The sequence below is a fragment of the Microcoleus sp. N9_B4 genome, assembly GCF_036701635.1.
GTDB lineage: Bacteria > Cyanobacteriota > Cyanobacteriia > Cyanobacteriales > Microcoleaceae > Microcoleus.
On sequence record NZ_JAUBRC010000009.1, the window covers coordinates 14,550 to 35,581 of the forward strand.

General features: G+C 45.1%; 20 protein-coding genes. 11 read left to right on the forward strand and 9 right to left on the reverse strand.

Annotated features, from left to right (window positions below):
- Positions 1-1,633: calcium-binding protein (locus QUA43_RS08175; RefSeq protein WP_333372614.1), on the forward strand; the 1,633-nt coding region annotated here is incomplete at its 5' end.
- A gap of 380 nt (positions 1,634-2,013) precedes the next feature.
- On the opposite strand, the gene QUA43_RS08180 is transcribed toward QUA43_RS08175, so the two are convergent.
- Positions 2,014-3,630 carry a Ppx/GppA phosphatase family protein gene (locus QUA43_RS08180; RefSeq protein WP_333372617.1) on the reverse strand — a complete coding sequence of 539 codons (1,617 nt, stop codon included), beginning with the start codon at positions 3,628-3,630 and terminating at the stop codon, positions 2,014-2,016.
- A 210-nt stretch (positions 3,631-3,840) separates the two neighbouring features.
- Here QUA43_RS08180 and QUA43_RS08185 point away from each other — a divergent pair, with 210 nt between their 5' ends.
- Positions 3,841-4,725, forward strand: coding sequence for a 4-hydroxybenzoate solanesyltransferase (locus tag QUA43_RS08185; protein ID WP_333372619.1), 885 nt, complete (start codon positions 3,841-3,843; stop codon positions 4,723-4,725).
- 99 nt (positions 4,726-4,824) lie between these two features.
- Complete coding sequence (locus QUA43_RS08190; RefSeq protein ID WP_333372621.1) at positions 4,825-5,010, forward strand: hypothetical protein; 186 nt, start codon at positions 4,825-4,827, stop codon at positions 5,008-5,010.
- A 17-nt stretch (positions 5,011-5,027) separates the two neighbouring features.
- Here QUA43_RS08190 and QUA43_RS08195 read toward each other — a convergent pair whose 3' ends face one another.
- The gene (locus QUA43_RS08195; protein WP_333372623.1) at positions 5,028-5,348 is read right to left on the reverse strand and encodes a tetratricopeptide repeat protein; all 321 of its coding nucleotides are present in this window, start codon (positions 5,346-5,348) and stop codon (positions 5,028-5,030) included.
- 663 nt (positions 5,349-6,011) lie between these two features.
- Between QUA43_RS08195 and QUA43_RS08200 the strand changes: the two genes are divergently transcribed.
- The gene (locus QUA43_RS08200) at positions 6,012-6,314 is read left to right on the forward strand and encodes a PASTA domain-containing protein (protein ID WP_333372625.1); all 303 of its coding nucleotides are present in this window, start codon (positions 6,012-6,014) and stop codon (positions 6,312-6,314) included.
- The gene (locus QUA43_RS08205) at positions 6,311-6,712 is read left to right on the forward strand and encodes a hypothetical protein (RefSeq protein WP_333372627.1); all 402 of its coding nucleotides are present in this window, start codon (positions 6,311-6,313) and stop codon (positions 6,710-6,712) included. The genes QUA43_RS08200 and QUA43_RS08205 overlap by 4 nt, the downstream gene beginning before the upstream one ends.
- Positions 6,713-6,852: 140 nt before the next feature.
- Here the strand turns inward: QUA43_RS08205 and QUA43_RS08210 are convergent, their stop codons facing one another.
- Together QUA43_RS08210 and QUA43_RS08215 are read right to left on the reverse strand one after the other, a co-directional pair.
- On the reverse strand, positions 6,853-7,047 hold the full coding sequence (locus tag QUA43_RS08210; RefSeq protein WP_333372629.1) for a type II toxin-antitoxin system PemK/MazF family toxin: 195 nt from the start codon (positions 7,045-7,047) through the stop codon (positions 6,853-6,855).
- Positions 7,034-7,243: a toxin-antitoxin system, antitoxin component, Xre family protein gene (locus QUA43_RS08215; RefSeq protein ID WP_333372631.1), complete on the reverse strand. Its 210-nt coding sequence runs from the start codon at positions 7,241-7,243 to the stop codon at positions 7,034-7,036. Before QUA43_RS08215 ends, QUA43_RS08210 begins: the two co-directional genes overlap by 14 nt.
- 180 nt (positions 7,244-7,423) lie before the next feature.
- On the opposite strand from QUA43_RS08215, the gene QUA43_RS08220 reads away from it, so the two are divergent.
- The 4 genes from QUA43_RS08220 (at position 7,424) to QUA43_RS08235 (ending at position 11,980) form a co-directional block, all read left to right on the forward strand.
- Entirely contained in the window at positions 7,424-7,921 is a 498-nt protein-coding gene (locus QUA43_RS08220; RefSeq protein ID WP_333372632.1) for a TIGR00725 family protein, read from the forward strand.
- 8 nt (positions 7,922-7,929) lie between these two features.
- Complete coding sequence (locus QUA43_RS08225; protein ID WP_333372634.1) at positions 7,930-8,451, forward strand: hypothetical protein; 522 nt, start codon at positions 7,930-7,932, stop codon at positions 8,449-8,451.
- Between the two features lie 674 nt (positions 8,452-9,125).
- Positions 9,126-10,010, forward strand: a complete 885-nt coding sequence (locus QUA43_RS08230) for a substrate-binding domain-containing protein (RefSeq protein ID WP_333372636.1) — start codon at positions 9,126-9,128, stop codon at positions 10,008-10,010.
- A gap of 173 nt (positions 10,011-10,183) precedes the next feature.
- The gene (locus QUA43_RS08235) at positions 10,184-11,980 is read left to right on the forward strand and encodes an ATP-binding protein (RefSeq protein ID WP_333372638.1); all 1,797 of its coding nucleotides are present in this window, start codon (positions 10,184-10,186) and stop codon (positions 11,978-11,980) included.
- A gap of 43 nt (positions 11,981-12,023) precedes the next feature.
- On the opposite strand, the gene wecB is transcribed toward QUA43_RS08235, so the two are convergent.
- Positions 12,024-13,154, reverse strand: coding sequence for a non-hydrolyzing UDP-N-acetylglucosamine 2-epimerase (gene wecB, locus QUA43_RS08240; RefSeq protein ID WP_333372640.1), 1,131 nt, complete (start codon positions 13,152-13,154; stop codon positions 12,024-12,026).
- 263 nt (positions 13,155-13,417) lie between these two features.
- On the opposite strand from wecB, the gene QUA43_RS08245 reads away from it, so the two are divergent.
- Positions 13,418-13,987 carry a pseudouridine synthase gene (locus tag QUA43_RS08245; protein WP_006631347.1) on the forward strand — a complete coding sequence of 190 codons (570 nt, stop codon included), beginning with the start codon at positions 13,418-13,420 and terminating at the stop codon, positions 13,985-13,987.
- A gap of 61 nt (positions 13,988-14,048) precedes the next feature.
- On the opposite strand, the gene QUA43_RS08250 is transcribed toward QUA43_RS08245, so the two are convergent.
- On the reverse strand, positions 14,049-14,894 hold the full coding sequence (locus tag QUA43_RS08250; RefSeq protein ID WP_333372642.1) for a hypothetical protein: 846 nt from the start codon (positions 14,892-14,894) through the stop codon (positions 14,049-14,051).
- 196 nt (positions 14,895-15,090) lie between these two features.
- On the opposite strand from QUA43_RS08250, the gene ctpB reads away from it, so the two are divergent.
- Positions 15,091-16,410, forward strand: a complete 1,320-nt coding sequence (ctpB, locus tag QUA43_RS08255; protein ID WP_333372645.1) for a carboxyl-terminal processing protease CtpB — start codon at positions 15,091-15,093, stop codon at positions 16,408-16,410.
- An 88-nt stretch (positions 16,411-16,498) separates the two neighbouring features.
- On the opposite strand, the gene QUA43_RS08260 is transcribed toward ctpB, so the two are convergent.
- From QUA43_RS08260 to QUA43_RS08270, 3 genes are all read right to left on the reverse strand, one after another.
- A complete protein-coding gene (locus QUA43_RS08260) occupies positions 16,499-17,803 on the reverse strand; it encodes an Nramp family divalent metal transporter (protein WP_333372647.1) in 1,305 nt (434 codons plus the stop codon).
- 180 nt (positions 17,804-17,983) lie between these two features.
- Complete coding sequence (locus tag QUA43_RS08265; protein ID WP_333372649.1) at positions 17,984-18,904, reverse strand: vitamin K epoxide reductase family protein; 921 nt, start codon at positions 18,902-18,904, stop codon at positions 17,984-17,986.
- A gap of 70 nt (positions 18,905-18,974) precedes the next feature.
- Positions 18,975-20,966 carry a heavy metal translocating P-type ATPase gene (locus tag QUA43_RS08270; protein WP_333372651.1) on the reverse strand — a complete coding sequence of 664 codons (1,992 nt, stop codon included), beginning with the start codon at positions 20,964-20,966 and terminating at the stop codon, positions 18,975-18,977.
- Positions 20,967-21,032 lie beyond the last annotated feature (66 nt).

The window sequence follows — 21,032 nt, forward strand, 5'->3', positions numbered from 1 at the left end:
TCCGACGCCGACTCCGACGCCTGCGGAAACTCCAACTCCGACGCCAATTCCGACGCCGACGCCTGCAGAAACTCCAATTCCGACACCGACGCCAATTCCGACGCCGACGCCTGCGGAAACTCCTGCGGAAACTCCGACGCCAATTCCTGCGGAAACTCCAATTCCCACACCGACGCCAATTCCGACGCCAATTCCTGCGGAAACTCCAATTCCCACACCGACGCCAATTCCGACGCCAATTCCTGCGGAAACTCCAATTCCCACACCGACTCCCACACCTGCGGAAACTCCAATTCCCACACCGACTCCGACGCCTGCGGAAACTCCAATTCCCACACCGACTCCGACGCCTGCGGAAACTCCGACACCAATTCCGACGCCAATTCCTGCGGAAACTCCAATTCCAACGGATAAACCGGGGGAAACGCCGATCGCCAATCAGAATTCGATCGCCCCAACCACATCTCCAACAACCGAAACCCCCACACCTGCGCTAATTCCTGCTGCTTCGGAAGACTGTATGTGCGATCGAATCACTTTACCAGATCGCACTTCCATTCCCGGCCCGAATATCCCTGAAAATACCCTCAACGGTACTGACGGCAAAGATACTATAACCGGCAGCGATATTAATGACATCATCAACGGTTTCAATGGCAGCGACTGGCTAAATGGCTTATTCGGCAACGACAATATTTACGGTGGCCTTGCTAGCCCTGTTACTGTTGGCGCGGATGCAGACAGCGACACTATATTTGGCAACGAAAATAACGACTATCTCGTCGGCCACGCTGGGAATGACATTATTTATGCGGGTAAAGATCGTGATGTGGCGATCGCAGGCAAAGATAATGACGTAGTTTGGGGCGACAAAGGCAACGATACCCTACTTGGCGATGAAAATAATGACAGTTTATTTGGCGGAACTTCTGATGCGTCTGATGGTGACTTGACAGGAAAAGATTTGCTTTTTGGCAATAACGGCAACGACGCTTTGTACGGACAAGAAAGCGAAGATACTCTAAGCGGCGGCAACGATAATGATACCTTACACGGCGGCAAAGATAACGATATAATTTGCGGCGATTCGGGCAATGATTTGCTGTTTGGAGATTTGGGAAATGACACCATCTGCGGTGGCGACGGCAAGGATACGATTTTCGGAGATATTGACAATATCGCGATGGATGCTAGCAGTCAACAAGATTATTTGTGCGGCGGCAGCGGCAATGATTTAATTTTTGGTAATCAAGATGCCGATCAATTGTGCGGGGGTGACGGTAGCGATACTCTCTACGGCGGTAAGGGTGATGATACTTTGATGGGGGGAATTGGCGACGACTGGTTGATGGGAGACTTCGGAAACGATACGCTGCAAGGGGGAAGCGGGCGCGATTACTTTTTCTTGACTGCGGGAGAAGGGCACGATGTAATCGCTGATTTTACGCAAGGTGAAGATTTATTAATTTTGACGGGAGGGTTAACGGTCGATCGACTCAGCATAGTTGAAGAAAACAGTACAACTTTTATCAAAATTGCCAACACAGATCAAATATTAGCTAGCCTCAAAGGCGTACCAGCTAATCTCATCACTCAACAGGATTTTACAGTAATTGGGCTACCTGATTTGTAGATAATATCGAATCCGGTTGTATTACAATGATAGCTAATATCATGTCCGATAGATTAACCATAATATCCCGGTCGGGGCGGGTTTTTGAGATTGTCAACTATGGGCAGGTATTGTTGGTGAGGGAAGCCCCTACAAAAATCGCGATCGCTCGACCTGACATGATATGAGACACTACTTAAATCTTTCGTATAGCGTCAGCAAATAGTCATATCGCATTGATTTATCCTCTCTAAAATTAATCCCTCCTGCCTTCAGAAAGCCGGCTAGGGCGATCGCGAGAAGTATGGAGTCAAACAAAATATTGGTACTAGACTTGGGGTTAAGTTGAAACTGTAGGGTGCGTACTTCGCACCCTACAGTTTCTCGTTTCCACTTTGTATTTAAACCGGAACCCGAGTCGGTTCCAAAGTTGCCACTAATTTGAGATTGTACTCATATTCAAAACACGGCTTTTTATAATCCAAACTCCACAGTTCTAGAGCGCAATCGTCTTCGGGATTAAGCGGTTGTAGGCGCAAGTGAAACTCTCTAACTTCCGGGCGATGTTGGCATTGGAAATCAGAAATTGCGCCTATTTGTCGCCTATCTAAAGCCACAGCTAACCGCAGAAAAGGATGCAATTTACTGACGAGTTCCCGGTATTTTTTCGGAAGAACAATAAAGTTTTCGTGCTTTTTTTTAGGAGGATTTTTCCGGTGATAGCGGGCCAAATTGGCAATGACTTCAATCTCTGTTTCAGTGTAGCCCAATAACTCACCATTGCGAATTAAATAGTAAGAATGCTTGTGGTGCGCTGAATGACTGACGTACAAACCGCAGTTGTGCAGAATTGCGGCCGCCCATAGCAACTCGCGTTCTTCGCTTCCCCAGTTGTGTAGAATTCCTTGAGTTTGGTCGAAAAAATTGAGGGTAAATGCTGCGGTTCTTTCGCTTTGTTCTAAATTGACTTGATATTTGTTAGCCATGTGGAGAATGCTGCGCTGGCGGATTGAACCTTGATAGCGTAAGCGGTTTTCAATCAAACCGTGGCTAAGCATCCAGTCAACAATTACGCCTTCTCTCAGAGAGCGATCGCAAACAGTCAGCGATTCAATTCCTAATAGTATCATAGCTTCCTGCAAAATCAAAGCGCCTGCCAGAATAATTTCGGCCCGCTTGTCCGACATTCCCGGAATTGCCAACCTTTCGGCATAAGAAAGTTTGCGAAAGCGATTGACTAAATCGCGCAAATCTTTTAAACTTAACTGATATCCGGCTAGGGGACTCGGCACTGTTCCCAACTTTTCGCGAGCGTTAATTGTGGCCAGAGTTTCGATGGTTCCAGCAGTGCCAATCAAGCGCAAAGGTTCGCCAGCATGGAATTGAGCTCGCAATTCGTCGATCGGTCTTTCCAGCGAAATCCGAATATAAGCTTGCAAATAAGCAAACTCCTCCCTGCTAATCGGGTCAGTTTTGACAAATTCTCCTGTTAAGCGAACAGCACCAATTTTTGTACTGGTGAGACAGCGAGGTTCTGAACTGTCTCCTAAAATCAACTCCGTAGAACCGCCTCCAATATCAATAATCACCTGCGACTGATTGTTAAACTCCATACCCGAAAGAACGCCGAGATAAATTCTCCGCGCTTCTTCTTGACCGGAAATTAAACTCACATTCAGGTCTAATTCGTCAGCAACTTGTTGGAGAAAATCTCGCCCGTTAGGAGCTTCCCGAACCGCACTCGTAGCCACAGCGATAATTTGTTCAGCATTAAAAGTTTTAGCAATATCTTGAAAGCGGCGCAGAGTGGCAAGAGCCCTTTGCATAACCTCGGACTTCAAGCACCCTGTCTTAACCTCGCAATCGCCCAACCGAACCGTATCTTTTTCTCTAGCAATAATCGTAAACGCGGGCAATTTCGGATCGATGCGCGCCACCACCATGTGAAATGAGTTAGTACCCATATCAATAGCAGCAATAATGCGATTTGACTCCGCAGAAGGAAGTGAATTAACCATTGGAGTATCGGGGTTGACAGATATTTATGATTATTTCACGAATCCAGTTAGGCATTCTATTAAATTAGCAAAAATTTGGAATTGCTGACTGGTCAAGACTTTTACCTGTTTTAAATTTCGGCAGAAGTGCTATCGGCAGCAGAGATAGTAAGTGATTGTGCCTAAAATTTGATAAAATCTAGAGTTAAAAATATCAAATCTAGAATTGAAATGCTTACACAGCCCGATCGCCAACCCGAATCCACATTGCTAACCGTCGTGAGGCTTTTGAGATGGGACAAACCAGCAGGAAGGCTGATTTTAATGATTCCAGCCCTCTGGGCCGTCTTTTTAGCAGCCGACGGTAGGCCGCCCGCAGCATTGGTGGGCGTGATTGTGTTGGGAACCTTAGCCACGAGTGCGGCTGGATGCGTCATCAACGACTTGTGGGATCGCGATATCGATCCCGAAGTAGAAAGAACGCGATCGCGCCCGCTAGCATCCCGCACCCTCACCGTGCAAACTGGAATAGGAGTTGCATTAATTTCCTTTGCTTGCGCGGCGATTCTCGCTTTTTATCTCAATCCTTTAAGCTTCTGGCTGTGCGTCGCCGCCGTACCAGTAATTATCTGCTATCCGCTGGCAAAAAGATTCTTTCCAGTGCCGCAATTAGTGTTATCAATTGCCTGGGGTTTTGCAGTTTTAATTAGTTGGAGCGCCGCCGTTAATGAATTAGAATTAGCGACTTGGCTGCTGTGGGGTGCAGTCGTGCTATGGACGTTAGGATTTGATACAGTTTATGCAATGAGCGATCGGGAAGATGATTTGCGTTTGGGCGTGAATTCCAGCGCGATATTTTTCGGGGATAATGCGGCTAATGCTGTGGGTTTTTTCTTTGTGGGTACAGTCGGTTTATTGACGGCAATGGGAGTTAATCTGCACTTGCACATTGGTTTTTGGATGGCAATTTGTGCGGCGGCGATTTTGTGGTTTTTGCAATATAGTCAACTCCGAAAAGCGGAGATTCCTAAGCTTGTTTACGGTCAAATCTTTCGCCAAAATGTTTGGGTGGGGTTTGTGATATTGGCGGGGATGATTGTTGGGGAGATTTTTTAGACTCCGCCTAGGTGAGTGGAGGATGATTTCTTCGCACCCGAAAATTTTGTCCTCTACTAATTTGATGGCTTTTTCTAGTTTGGCTAAAGGCGATTAGTATTGGATATTTCTGGTAAGTTGGTGGGAATTAATGGCAAATCGAAATATCCTTTGGGGGGAATAGATGTGTTTAAGTTGGCGGATGGGAGTGTGCCTTCTCAGGCTGTTTTTCTGCCGATGGAAGCTTTGAGTTGGGCGATTCTTATTGATACTTTTCAGCAGTTGGTGAGTCATCTGAAGGGATGATTATTCTTAGTTTGTCGTTACTGTTCGGATAGTTTTTTTACTTGGTTGACAGCATATTGCTCATCACTTGTCTTTCCTTGTTGCTTATACAAATCAGCAGCTTTTTGGTAATCTTCGATTGCACTCTGTTTGTCATCAAGAGTAGATTTGAGATTACCCCGATTCTTGTAGGCATCAGCATAGTTGGGATTAAGTTGAATAGCCCGATCGTAATCTGCGAGCGCCTCTTGGTTTCTCCCTAGGGCAGATTTGGCTGAACCCCGATTGATGTAGGCATTAGCATTGTTGGGATTAAGTTTAATAGCCCGATCGTAATCTGCGAGCGATTTTGTAGTCATTACCTTATATTGCAGTTATTGAATTTTAATGAAGCTGCTTCCCCGACGGTTCACAGAAGTACGGCGAATCCGATCCGAGTGTGTGATAATTATCAAAAATCTTATCACAACAATAATGATTATTATTAGCAAAACTATTGGCGGACATTACTACATAATCAGCTCATTGGGTAAAGGTGGATTTGGCGAAACCTACTTAGCACAGGACGAATATCTACCCGACAAGCCCCCGCACGTGGTTAAGAGATTCAAGCCCCAGTCCAATGATCCCTTCTTGCTGCAAGAAGCCAAACGCCTGTTTTAAAGCGAGCCTCAACACCTGAACAAGTTAGGTAGCCACGATCGCATTCCGCAGCTATTCGCCCACTTCGATGAAAATCAAGAATTCTATCTCGTCCACAAGAGATTTTGGAGCGCTATCTGGAATTATAGCGATCGTCCTTTCTAATAATTCAGAAAGGATCTCGCCCATAATTCGTCAAAAGAGCGAGATCCTTTCTTACATCTGCGTTAATCAGCGTCCATCTGCGGTTAAAAAAGATCGATCGCCCTTTCTAATAATTCAGAAGGGCGATCGCCCTTTCTCTGCCAGATTCAGAAGGGCGATCGCCGGTTTTATGCTCAATCATGGCGATCGCTCAAAATCTTTCCCATTCACAACCAATGAATCCAGCCGCACAACAACTTCCCGATTTAACAGGGCAAATCTTATCAGAAGCGATCGCCATACTGGAGAGTTACGGCTTCCAATTTCAAACCAGCACAAAAGGTGGCTATCAAACCTTTGAACATCCAGACGGCAGTATCATTCATATTAGACCAAATGGTGAAATAGTCCGTACAGGGCCAAAGATACGCGGGACGGATGGCAAAACTTACCGTCGTCGATACAATCGAGATGGAAATCAAATAAAATTTGAACCAGGGGCTAAGACACATAATACCGGAGAAAAAGTGATTCTATGACAACCGCGATCGCACTCAACCTCAAAACCTTTTTAGAAGACTTAAAAAGTGCCGATTTAGTAGGAGTTTCACTCCGCCCTCAAAATCTTGGCTTGCGTTTAGACTTCACCTTTGGGCCCGAAGTGGGAGATGTAGCGATCGAGTTCGATCGCATTCTTCACCTAGTGATTTCTCGCCCCATCAATTCCGATGATAAAAATTACTGTTTTTGGGTAGGAGAAGTCGAACTCAGAAAGCTTGAAGAAAATGCTGAAACTTTCTTATCTTCCCTGTCCTATCCTTTCAATTTCCCGGCTAATTTAGATTTATCTGCTTTGAGTCATTTTCGGTTGGAAGGGGATATTTTTATTGAAATAATTTGTGAATATTATAAAATTTTTCAGGAAGTTAAAAATTAATGTCTATTTTTTAAGCTTTATGAATCAAAAGAGCGAGCTCCCTTATCTTGAAGCCTTCCCAATTTTTTGAGAATCTGTTTTTTCTCAATTGTCGTAATAACTGGCTTAATCATAGAAGCTTTTAAAAGCCCAGCCGATCGCTAATCTGTGATGATAATATCACCGACTTTCGGACTACTGCTAACTTGACTCGTTATACCCATAATAATGCGATCGGGATATTCTGCATTATAAACGTCAGAACTAATAACAACTGCTGGACGTTTTTTATTGGTAGTTTGATCTGTAAAAGGAAACGGAACTAAAACCACATCACCAAAATTATAACTCGTCATACTCCGCGTCCTCTGGGTTATCCCAAATTTTAGCAAAAGCTGCTTCTGAGAGTTTAGTAGCAGTATAAACGAGAAGACGATCTTCAGTTCGCGTTAAAAGGAAATCGATAAAATCTTCTAATACCGTAATTTTATCCGGCGGTAAACTACGAATTTTTTCCATCAGCTTTGTTTCCGGGTTTGGGGCGACACTCATGTTATCTCTCACTTCTTAATGTTAAATCAGCATATATTGTAAAAATACTAGGAAACTCCCTGAAGTTATTTGGCTCACAAACTGTTTAGAGTAATCCACTATTTTTATGATAACATACATTCGTAGATAGCGTGCAAAAAAACTAGCAAGTATTAATAACACCATATTCACCCCAAAACTATGAAAAAAATCATCATCGGCATCATGGGCCCAGGCGAAAGTGCCACATCAACCGACTTAGAAAACGCCTATCAACTCGGACAACTCATCGCCGAAGCAGGATGGATATTGCTAACTGGTGGCAGAAATGTCGGCGTCATGGATGCCGCCAACAAAGGAGCAAAATCAGCTAACGGTTTAACAGTCGGCATCCTTCCGGGAAATGACACTCGCGGCATTTCTGAAGCTGTAGATATTGCCATTGTCACCGATATGGGAAACGCCAGAAATAACATTAACATTCTTTCTTCAGATGTAATAATTGCTTGCGGTACGGGCACGGGCACGGCTTCGGAAATTGCCCTCGCTCTGAAAGCTAACAAACAAGTTATATTGTTAAATCACAGCGCCGAAAGTCAACTTTTTTTTAAAGGTTTAGCACAAATTAACATCTTTGTGGTAAACAATGCTGTAGAGGCTATGAATCAAGCTCGCGAAATCCTAGTAAATCCAAGATGAAATCCAAGATGAGACTAAGTAAATTCAACAGTTGTGCGATCGGCATTTTTATGATTTTGGGGATTTTCGTCAGTACCAAAGCAGACGGAGGAATTGCACAGTTCAGTTTCAGCAACAAATCCACTCCAAAATTAGCACAAACCCTCCCACCTCCTCCCCCTTTCGCACAGCCTGTTACCGAACAAGAAGCGCCACCTATTCGCAGCGAATCCGTGCCGGCTCAAATCGCTTTAGCAACCCATTTGCAGGCAATCAAAGCTAGAATGTACGGTGCTTACTGGTGTCCTCACTGTCATACGCAACAAGAACTTTTCGGCAAAGAAGCATTTACCGCCCTTACTTACATAGAGTGCGATCCCAGAGGCAAAGATGCTCAACCGGATTTGTGCAAAGCTGCTAATATTAAAGCTTATCCCACTTGGGAAATTCGGGGGAAATATTACACGGGCCGGCAATCTTTGGAAAAACTTGCTATTTTATCCGGTTATAAAGGCAGCAGCAATTTTCAGCCACAATTTCCCTCTCCTTAAAAAGATATAACTGGCAAGGCAAACATTCTCAGTTACAGCACCGAAATTCACCTAACCTAATGGGACTTAGACATTTTAAGAGCCCTCTAGAAGCTTAAAACCTCTGGTTCGCACTCGCAAAGGAAAGAGGTCGATGACTTAACAATGCCTGAAACTCCTGTAAATACTAGATTTATGCCTATTGGATCTGAAAGTCTCGATCCAATCCATCTAGGTTTGAAGCCATTTTCGCCTCAATTTTTGTCTAAGTCCCTCTAAATCAAATGATTTCTGATTTTCGTCGTTTTAGATCGATCCCAAATTGCTCTATCAAGCTCAACAACAAACACTGATCTGTAACTTGCAATTAAGATAAAGTAGTCAGGATAAAAGCTTCCCGATTGATCGGTAACAGTAACTGCTAATCAGTCAGGCTGCATTATCTGCGATCGCAAATCATAAGTAGGGTGCGATCGCTAATCCTATCAAACAGCATGACAAAAGGTTGCGATGACTCATTGCAAATTTTAATTATTTAGCATAAGATTTAGTAGGGTGAAATCAACCGTGAAATATCAACTCCTTTTTTTTATCCCAACCTAAAAAAATGAGCGAGTTAGGTTCACTATAAAATCATCAAAAACTTGAGTTTCTAGTACCCCGATCATTTTTTTTAATAGCATAGGAATTGTTAAATGAAACCGAATTTAGTTACGGTAGCTTTAAGTGCGATCGTCCTCCTAGGGCTGCCCAGTTGCAGTACGACGACCAGCAGTGCCACCACGACAACAGCGCCCACGACTGCGGCAACACAAACCCAAACCTCGATTAAAGTTGGGGCGTCAAGCAGCACGTTGGGTCTGATGAAGGTGCTGCAAACCAACTACGAAGCTAGCGCAAAAAACGTCAAAATTACCCAGCTAGAACCAGGGCAGTCCGAAAATATAATTGATGGGATTAAACAGACATTAGTCGATCTAGGTGCAATATCAAGAACATTAAAGCCAGAAGAAAATGATGGCACTTTAGAGTCTCGTGATGTTGCCCACGATGCCCTTTTAGTGGCTACTCATTCCAGCGTCACAGGGGTGAAAAACCTCACTACTGAAGACCTCAAAGGCATTTATAGTGGCAGCATAACCAACTGGAAGGAACTCGGAGGAACCGATGCTAAAATTGTGCTGCTCGATCGCCCAGAAGATGAATCTGCCAAGCGGCTCTTGCGGAAATATTACCTAGGAGCAGATTTAAAAAATTCATTAGAAGCAGTAGTATTTCGGAAAGAAGGGGAATTGATCGAGGCAATTCAAAGCACTCCTTACAGTATCGGTACCTTTTCCCTTGCTCAAGCCATTTCCAATAAACTATCGGTCAACCGCCTCAGCCTCAACGGGGTTGAACCAACACGAGAAAATGTCAAAGCCGGCAAGTATCCGATGGTTCGGACAATTTCCCTGGTCTGGCACAAAAAACCTTCAGAGGCTACCCAAGCGCTACTTCAATATATCTCTAGTCCGCCAGGAATCAACGCGATGGAGCAGTCTGGCTTTATTTCCGTGACCCAATCCGCCAAGAATTAAGAGCTGTGACCATCCAATCCAGATACTCGCGGTTACCCGTTTCCGTCAAGTTGTTATCACCTCTGTTGTTGGCATTTCTGAGTCTATGGACTGTCGGAACCTTGAGTTTTGGTTATTTTGCTAGAAACAACTTAGAACAAATGGGGCGAAAGGAGATCGTGGATCTGGCTAGTATGCTACAGGAAACTCTAAAGCAAAGGCAAGAATCACTCCGTGTGAAAGCCCGTTCGGTGAGTGAAAATAATGATGTCATCACAGCAGTAATAAAGGGCGATCGCCCTTTATTACTGCGGACAGTATTACCAATCCAAGCGGGTTTTAAACTGGATTTGATCAGAATAGTTGACACTGATGGTCAAGTCTTAGTGTCTTCACAGTTGGGAACAATAAGACAGGCGAGATTGCAGGATGCCTCTGTGAACCGTGCCGCCCGAACCGGACTAGAGTTACCGGGAGTTATCCTGGCAGAAAACTGGGCTCCGGCTTCCATGATTGGGTTAATATCAATCAAATCATCTCAAAAGATCCTAGCTGGTTTGGTTGCGGGATTAGCCATGGACGACAAAGCGCTCCTGTCGCTTCGCGGCGACACATCCATACATTTGGTGGCTTTTGACGGCGAGAAGGTAACGGCTGCTACTTTGCCACTTAACCGCGATCGGTCTTGGCAATTTCCCCAGCCAGACGGGTTGCCCACTAAGATCGGGATTGCTGGTGAAGCATACCTGATCAAAACAATTAAGCTACAAGGTTTTGATGGGGCAACTCTCAAAATTGCTGTACTGCATTCTGCCAAGGAAATGGAGCAAGCACAACAGCGGTTGTGGTTTTTGGTGGCTAGCTTTGGGCTATTGGGAAGTGTCCTGATCGCAGTTGTGACGATCGGAGGTTTCCGTCTGACCCAAACTCTGAGCCATCGCATTCAAAGACTGACTAAGGCAACCCAGGAATTGGCCAGAGGCAATTTAGCGTGTGGTATTCGGGTTGACAGTCAGGATGAAGTGGGGCTTTTAGCTCAGGGATTTAATAGTATGGCAGAGCAACTTAGGGCTCGCGATCGGCAACTGAACCAACATGTGCAACAACTAGAGAGTACCCTTGAAGAATTGCACCGCACCCAGAGCCAGATGGTGCATAACGAAAAAATGTCTGCCCTGGGGCAAATGGTGGCAGGGATAGCCCACGAAATTAACAACCCGGTCAGCTTTATCTACGGCAACCTGTCTCACCTCAACCAGCATATCCATGACTTACTGCGATTACTAGATGCCTATCAAAAGCATTATCCCAATTCGTCCCCATCACTTCAAGATGAGCTAGACGATGTGGATCTAAACTTCCTACAAGAGGATCTCACTAAGATTCTTAAGTCGATGAAAATAGGCACCGGTCGCATTCGGGACATTGTGGTTTCGTTGCGTAGCTTTTCTCGTCTGGATCACTCGGAATTCAAGGCTGTCGATATCCATGAAGGCATTGATAACACCTTGATGATTTTAGAACATCGCCTTCAAGCCCAGCCAGAACGCCCAACCATTGAAGTAGTCAGACAATATGGCGAGTTACCGTTGGTAGAATGCTATGCAGGTCAACTTAATCAGGTGTTTATGAACTTGCTATCAAATGCGATCGATGCTTTGGAAGAGAGCAATGAAGGACGTAGTTTTACGGATATTGCTGACAAACCGAATCGGATTTGGATTAAGACTACCAAAACAAAACAAGAGTGGGTGCAGATTACGATCGCCGATAACGGTACGGGCATTCCCTATAAAGCGCGATCGCGCCTATTCGATCCCTTCTTCACTACTAAACCCGTAGGCAAGGGGACAGGATTAGGCTTATCCATTAGCTATCAGGTGGTGAATGAAAAGCATGGAGGAAAACTGTGGTGTGATTCCACCCTGGGCGAAGGCACGAAGTTTGTGATTGAGATTCCCATAGATCGGACTCAGCCAACAAATACTTGAGAATGGGTTTTCAGTTGTTCGACTCACTCTCAACCGTCAACCGTCAATTGTCAATTTTCTTCTCACTAAAATACTCTTCAACAATTTTCAAAATCCGCGACGCTGCCAAACCGTCCCCAAAGGGATTAATTGCCATTGCCATTGCGTTGTATGCTTCGGAATTGCTGAGCAATTCTGCCGCGGCTGCTGTAATTATATCAGAATTAGTACCAACCAGTTTAGCAGTACCGGCAGAAATTGCTTCTGGTCTTTCTGTGGTTTCTCGTAATACTAAAACTGGCTTGCCCAAACTAGGTGCTTCCTCTTGCAAGCCACCGGAATCTGTTAAAATTAAATGACATCTCTGAATCGCTCCTACTAATTCGGCGTAATCTAAAGGTTCAGTTAAAAATACTCGTGGGTGGTCGCCCAAAAGAGCTTGCAAAGGTTCTCTAACAGTGGGATTTCGGTGCAGGGGTAGCAGTAAAGCTGTGTCGGGAAATTTATCTAAGATTTGGAGAAATGCGTGAGCAATTCCTTGTAAGGGTTCGCCCCAATTTTCGCGACGGTGAACAGTTGCTAAGATAGTGCGATATTTGCTCCAATCTAAATTGGGAATGTTGCATTCTGGTTCGCGTTTGGCGACAGAAAGCAAGGCATCGATTACTGTGTTGCCTGTACGGTGAATTTCTCCCAAAACGCCCGATCGCCCTAAATTCTCCGCAGCCAGCGCTGTCGGGGCAAAATGCAGCCGTGTGAGCTGAGATATCAACCGTCGGTTAGCCTCTTCGGGGTAAGGATTGAACACGTCGTCTGTTCGCAATCCGGCTTCTACGTGACCTACGGGTATTTTCTGGTAAAATGCAGCCAAAGCAGCGGCAAACGCTGTCGTTGTATCGCCCTGAACTAAGACGATGTGGGGCTGTAATTCTTTAAACAATGCTTCCAAACCCTGCAAACTCCGGGAAGTAATATCTGTCAAGGTTTGCTGGTGCTGCATAATTGCTAAATCCCGATCGGCTTTTAGATCGAACATTCGCATTACTTGCTCGACCATTTCTCGGTGCTGACCGGTTAAAATTACTTGGGTGTCAAAGGTTGGAGAACTTTTGAACTGTTGAATTACTGGGGCTAGTTTAATTGCTTCCGGGCGAGTTCCTAAGACGATGCAAACGCGGTGTGTGGCTACGGGCATGGTAAAATTGGGTAGTTGAGATTTGCGAGGCTCTTAAAGGCTGAAAATTTTAGAGCAGGTTTGAATCGTTGGTTAACAAAATTTATTTTTTTATGAACCGCAGAGGGCGCAGAGGGCGCAGAGGAGGGAGAAAAGAGATAGAAAGTGGTTTGACGTTGGGTGGGGGCGGGTTTTTGAGATTGTGAGTTTTAGGCAATTATTGTTGGTGAAACCCGCCCCTACAAATTTATTGACATTAGTACATTTTTATTTTTTAATTTGTCATGCCCTATCGTTACATTCTATTTTACAAACCTTATGATGTTTTAACTCAATTCACTGACAACTCCAGCGAAACTAAACGCAGCACTCTCAAAGACTATATTCCTATTCCTAACATTTATGCAGTAGGAAGGCTCGATCGCGATAGTGAAGGTTTGTTGCTGCTAACCGATGACGGACAAATGCAGCACCGCCTCAGTGACCCGAAATTCGCTCATCCCCGTACTTACTGGGTACAAGTGGAACGAATTCCTGATGCAAGTGCGATCGCCGCTTTGCAGACAGGTGTCACAATTCAAGATTATCGGACTCGATCGGCAAAAGTGCAATTATTGTTAGAAGAACCACCTTTGCCGCCCCGCGAACCGCCGATTAGATTTCGTAAAAACGTGCCCACAGCTTGGCTGGAAATGACTCTCACCGAAGGCCGCAACCGCCAAGTCCGCAGGATGACCGCAGCAGTAGGGTTTCCGACGCTGCGGCTAGTCAGATGTGCGATCGGGCATTTGCGTCTCGAAGGCCTCAAACCCGGTGAATGGCGCGAACTAACTCAAGCCGATTTTAGATTTTAGATTTTAGATTTTAGATTGGGGAATTACCGTCAACAGTCAACAGTCAACCGTCAACAGTCAACTACTTTCGAGGCGGCAAAATAAAACTCTCCTTTCCATCCTGATCTTTTTGCACCTGAGCTCCCAACTTGACAAGAGCTTGTTTCGCCCTTTGACGCACCAACTTATCAGTTGTTTGAGCATAAACTGTGCTCCAAGCAGTAAACCGCACCGGCACGCTATCGGGATCTCGGCGCAAATACTCTGCAGTTGCTCGAAACAACGGCGCCAATTTCGACCATTCCGGGCTTCCTTCCACCCAATCAGCGGCCATTTCGTGAGAGCGAATTGAGTCGGGAATATCCCCCAACAGCAGCAACTCATCAAGACCTTTAGTGCGCCACACTATCCATGATTGGGAATGAAGTTGCGGCGAAAGGGCAAGGGCCCTAGTACCACGCTCTATAAAGTTAACAGCAGTTTCAGGCTTTCCTTGGTAAAAAGAAATAGCTGTGGAAAGAAACAGGTAGATGTCAGCCCACCGTGGGTCGCGCTGCGTAACTATGTCAAAATAATCTTGGCTCAGATCGTAGCCCGTCACCTCTCTGGCTTCGTCGTCGCCAAAATACTGCAAAAATTTGAGAAATGTCCAATCTGCAATTAAATTGTCAAACCCAAAACTAGGGATAGTTTTGAGCATTTTCAGCCGCAGGGCTTCTTGCTGCGCTTCTTGCTGTGCGGCTTGCTTGAAACTGGCAGCAGACATTGCAGAGAGCGGCTTTTGCCCCTGAACGCCAACTGGGGACATTCCGCCCAACTCCCGGCTAGACTGCATGGCGACGACCCCCGCCAGCGCTGCTAGACCGATAGCTCCATTAACGAGCAGGCTCAACCACTTACGCGAAAATTGTTCGATTTTAGCTTCCACGGCACTTTATAAATCCAAGTTTTAAATTAAGTTTATTGAAAGAGAGTAAGAATTGGTTGGCGATCGACTATGAATCTCGTTAAACTGTCCAAAGGGATGGTGGAGCCTCCACACAATAGTTTAAGTAGTAGTGTGAGATTTTTTAGCAATATAAAATCTCAAATCAAAAATCTAAAATCGAATTGAGCCAAATTCAATGAATCAAGCCCGCAGACGCTTTTCTAAATTACAGGCAGCCCTGTTCAGTGGGGCGATGGCAACAACCGCTTCGATATCTTTACTCGTTCCCGGCCTGAGCCAATCAGTCCGCGCTGAGCTTCAAGATAGCCCCAAAGCTGTCTTAGATGAAGCTTGGCAAATTGTGAACCGAGACTATGTTGATGGCAGCTTTAACAAGACTGACTGGCAAGTAACCCGCCAAGAACTGCTGAGCAAAAATTATACCTCTCGCGAAGCTGCCTACACCGCCCTCCGCAAAGCCCTAGAGAAATTAAACGACCCCTACACCCGCTTCATGGACCCGAAGCAGTACGAAGCGCTGACAAATCAAACCTCTGGGGAACTGACAGGGGTGGGGATGAGGCTGGAAGAAAACGAGAAAACCAAAGCGATTACCGTAGTCGAGCCGATGGAAAATTCCCCGGCCCTGAAGGCAGGGATTCTAGCGGGCGATACGATTTTGGTGATTGACGGCAAAACTACCAAAGGCATGACTGTCTCGGATGCGGCTCAGATAATTCGGGGCGACGAAGGGACGAAAGTCACGCTGCGGATTGCTCGTGAGGGCAAAAGTGAATTTGACATCACTCTGACTAGGGCGAGAATTGAGGTAGCAGCGGTTCGCTACAGCCTCAAGAATGAAGGTGGTCAGAATGTGGGTTACATCCGTTTGCAAGAGTTTAGCTCCCACGCGGGCGAACAAATGCAGGCAGCGATTAAAAAGCTCTCGGATCAGAAAGCAGACGCTTTTGTGTTGGATTTACGGGGGAATCCTGGCGGGTTGCTGCGAGTGAGTATTGATATCGCTCGGATGTGGATGGATACAGGGGCGATCGTCCGCACAGTCGATCGCGCGGGCGATTCTCAGGAAATGAAGGCAAATCGCACTGCGCTCACTGACAAGCCTTTGGTGGTGCTCGTGGACGATAACTCGGCCAGCGCCAGCGAGATTTTGGCCGGTGCTCTGAAGGATAACAAGCGCGCAACTGTGATGGGCGGCCAAACTTTTGGCAAAGCTTTGGTGCAGTCGGTGCATTCTTTGGCTGACGGTTCGGGATTGGCGGTGACGATCGCTCACTACTATACTCCCAACGGTACGGATATCAGCCACAAGGGCGTTACTCCCGATGTTAAGGTGGAAATCACCGACGAACAAAAGCTGAAATTAGCTAACAAACCGATGTTGGTTGCGACTAAGGATGATCCTTGCTACGCGCAGGCGATCGCACTTTTGAAAACTACCGCTTCTTCTGCCCGTCCGGTTGTTGCTAACGAACTTGTTCCTGTCAAAAAATAGTTCAAATTGGCACTCATTCACAATTAGCTTTAAGTTAAAACCCGCGCCGGCGGGTTTTGTTTTTGTAGTTTTATTTAGCTTCAGATTGCTAGAAAAGAGTTTGTAATAACAGCCAACTATTTAATCCTACTATAATACTAGCTACTAACCAAGCTAAGGCTTTCAGCCAAAATGGATTCACAAACTCTCCCATTAAGTTGCGGTTTGAGGTAAACATTACCAAGGGAATTACTGCAAAGGGTAATTGCAAACTGAGAATCACTTGACTGAAAATTAGTAAAGTAGTTGTACTGCCTTCCCCAAACAAGATAATTACGATCAAAGCCGGCACAATTGCAATCAATCGAGTCAGCAAGCGCCGCAACCAAGGTCGCAGTTTAAAATTTAGAAACCCTTCCATCACAATCTGTCCTGCTAGAGTTGCAGTCAAGGTTGAATTCTGCCCCGAAGCCAATAAAGCAAAGGCAAAAATTGCACTAGCAGAACCCACACCCAGCACTGGAGAAAGCAGTTTATAAGCATCTTGAATTTCTGCTACTTCTTGATAGCCGGAAAAGTGAAAGCTGGCAGCAGACAAAATCAGAATAGCTGAATTAATAAACAAAGCTATTGACAGCGCTACCGTAGAATCAATTGTGCCAAATTTAATTGCTTCCCATTTTTTATCAGCAGTTTCTTGCCAAGCACGAGTTTGCACGATCGATGAATGCAGGTAGAGATTGTGCGGCATCACAGTTGCCCCTAAAATACCAACCGCAATATAAAGCATTCCCTGATTTTGCAAAATCTCTAGCTTGGGAACATAACCGAGTAAAACTCCTCCGGCATCGGGTTTGGCAAAAATTATTTCGGCAATAAAACAACAGCCAATAATTGTTATAATCGTAATTACCAAAGCTTCGATATAACGAAAGCCTTTACCTTGTAAAAATAACACCATCATCACATCTAGCGCAGTGATGCACACTCCCCAAACTAAGGGTATGCCAAATAGCAATTGCAGTCCGATCGCACTACCAACAAGTTCAGCTAAATCGCAAGCCGAAATAGCAATTTCACAAAGTATCCACAGCACAAAATTGACTCGCGGACTGAAATAATCTCGACAAGCTTGTGCCAAATCTCGTCCCGTTGACACTCCTAAACGCACGCACAGTGATTGCAGCAAAATTGCCATCAAATTAGATAGCAAAATCACACTTAATAGCGCATAGCCAAACTGTGCTCCCCCCGCTAAATCAGTCGCCCAGTTTCCGGGGTCCATGTAACCGACTGAAACCAAATATCCAGGCCCTGCGTAGGCCAGCATTTTACGCCAGAAACCTTTGCTGTTGGGAACGGGAATGCTGCGGTGAACCTCTGGAAGGCTGGGTTTGTTCTCCGAATGAGTCATTTGTTTTACGGTTAAATGATTTTCATATTCTTTTCATAATCTCACAAAGGTAGCGGAATGCGATCGGTCAGATCGAAATCCGGCAGAGTCACCGTATATATTAAGTTGTGTATATTTTGAGCTTGAACCGAGGTGCGTGCGATCGACTAAGATTAGGTCGATCGCCAGAAATCACTCTTGTCAACGTTCCTGATTTGAGATCTCTTTAAATTCGCGAGTTCCCTGATAGCCAGATAAATCAGCTAACTCCTGCAAAGATTTTTGCCCTGGGTAAAACTTACCATTAATTTCCCAAGTAGGAGTACCCTGAATCTTGGCAGCTTCGCAAAGATCGCGACGAGCATTTTTCCCTTGTGGATTGCACTCGATATAATTGATAATGCGAGCCGCTTCTTTGCCAAAACTTTCCTTCTGCATCTGACAGTGATCGCAGGTAAAGGAGCCGTACATTTTAGCTCCCACTCTTTTTAAATGTCGGGCTAAAGCAATCTCTGAAGTACCAGAAGATGTTGTGGTATTCATACTTGTTTCCTTAGCTGTACCGAGATTATTGACATCGGCATAAAGAGCCAGAGAGGAAATCAGCACTAACATAGACACCAGAATTCCTATAAAAAATAGTTGCCCGATATCATCCCATTCGCGACCGATTAATGCTAAGACAAACAAGCTAGTTGCAAACAAAGCAGACGCAATACAGTAAATACAAGCTGCTTTGATATCAACAGCCAGTACATACATCAGATAGCCGCTGAAAATCGTCATAGCTGTGCTACCAGCAAACAGAAATATTCCCGTCCAAGACTCTAACTTAGAGCGGAGACTCTTCTGTTCTGCGGGATTAACAAGTAGGGGAGCTACGGCAAAAACTATCATGCTCAAATAACCCAAAAAACCGAACAAAGAAAGAGGAAAACCAAAGACATAGGCATAGGGACTCGAAAGCACGATATCGCAGCCTTCGATCGGACAAACTGCCGTTCCGTTGGATAACTTGACCACTGTTAGATAAGCAGTGATCGCAGCCCCTATCGAGGCAATTCCTGCCGTGATGGGACGAGAATAGCGGTGAATCCAGGGCTGAGAACGTTGACGACGCATAGTATTTTTGACCTCAAAATGTATGTTTCAATTGTGGCGTAAGGTGGGCAATGCCCGCCCTGCGAACACTCTATTTCAAAACTCTAGTCGCATTAAAAATAGCTGCTAAAGCCACCCCAACATCAGCAAAAACTGCCTCCCACATGGTAGCTAACCCAAAAGCACCCAAAGCAATAAATATGCCTTTGACTGACATGGCAAAAATGATATTTTGCCAAACTATATTGTGAGTTTTTCGGGCAATTTTGATGGCTTCAGCCACCTTTGACGGTGCATCTGACATAATTACAACATCGGCAGTTTCGATCGCCGCATCGGAGCCCAAACCCCCCATCGCTATGCCCACATCAGCCCTAGCAAGCACTGGTGCATCATTAATTCCATCTCCAACAAAGACAATTTTATCGTTTTTTTTAGATTGACCGATCAATTTTTCGATCGCCTCTACTTTTCCTTCGGGTAATAACTCGGCTAAGTAGGAATCTAAACCGAGCTTTTTCGCAACACTATCGGCTACAGCTTGATTATCTCCTGTGAGCATCACGATTCGCTCAACACCCAGTTTCTTGAGGTCGCGAATAGCCTGTACTGCGTCTTCCTTAAGCTCGTCAGCAATCAAAATATACCCAGCGTAGCGGTTGTCTACCGCTAAATGCACGATCGTACCTTCAGCATTGCAGACATCGTGAGCAATATTTTCTCGGTGCAGCAAACGGTCATTTCCCGCCAGCACAATTTGATTATTTACTTTTGCTCGGATGCCGTGTCCCGCTATTTCTTTGTAATCTTTCACATCCGATGAATCTATTTTTCCACCGTAAGCTTCCAGAATAGATTTCGCGACAGGGTGATTGGAGTGAGATTCTACTTTAGCCGCTATTGCCATTAACTCTGTTTGGAGAAAACCATTTGCAGGCACAATTTGTGCTACTTTAAAAACTCCTTTTGTCAAAGTTCCTGTTTTGTCCAAAACAACTGTCTTGACTGCTGTCAGGGTATCTAAAAAAGTCGCTCCTTTAACCAAAATACCGCGCTTGGCTGCACCGCCAATTCCCCCAAAGTATCCCAGAGGAATGCTAATAACCAATCCGCAAGGACAGGAAATAACTAACAAGACAAGGGCGCGGTAAACCCATAAAAAGCGATCGGCATTAGTTGCTTCTGAAATGAACAAAGGCGGAATTAAAGCCACTGCTAGCGATGCAAATACGACAAAAGGCGTGTAGTAACTGGCAAATTTGCTGATAAATTTCTCAGTTTCAGCTTTTTTGCTTCGGGCATTTTCTACTAATTCCAGAATTCGGGAGATTGAAGATTCGCCGAATAGTTTGTTAACTTTGACGGTGAGAACTCCTGTCTGGTTAATTGTTCCTGCTAGAACTGTTTCTCCAACTTTCACGGTTCGAGGTACTGATTCTCCAGTGAGTGCAGATGTGTCAATCTGAGAATTGCCGTCGATAATTTCCCCGTCTAATGGGATTTTTTCTCCCGGTTTGACAAGGATGATATCGCCGACGGCTACGGTTTCTGGCGAAACTTTTTTGATGTCGCCATTTGCTTTGAGGTTGGCGCTGTCTGGGCGAATTTCTAAAAGCGATCGAATTGATTGACGCGATCGCCCGATCGCAAATTCTTGAAAAAGTTCTCCGATTTTGAAAAACAACATCACCCCAACTGCTTCAGGGAGTTTGTGAATAGCGACAGCGCCGAGTGTTGCTACAGTCATTAAGAAATTTTCATCAAAAAATCGACCTCGCAGAATATTGCGACCCGCACTGGTTAAAACATTCCATCCGCTTAAAAGATAGGCTGGGATGAAAACCAGATATTCACCTATAGAATAGGGCGTGTTGTGGAGTTTTTCTTCAAAAATTAAACCGCCGACAAATAGTACAACAACCAGTATCACAGGAATCAATTCTTGCTTGAGGTTAAAATCTCCGTTCCCGTGGTCGTGGTCGTGGTCGTGGCCGTGGTCGTTGTGGTTATGATTCTCAGGGCTGTGTTCCTGGTGGTCGTCGTGACTACAGCAGCCGGAATCGCTCGATTTGGCTTTTTGCATGGTTTTTCCTGGGTTTATTCTAACACATGATAGTATGAATAGATATTCATATTATATAGTGAAAAA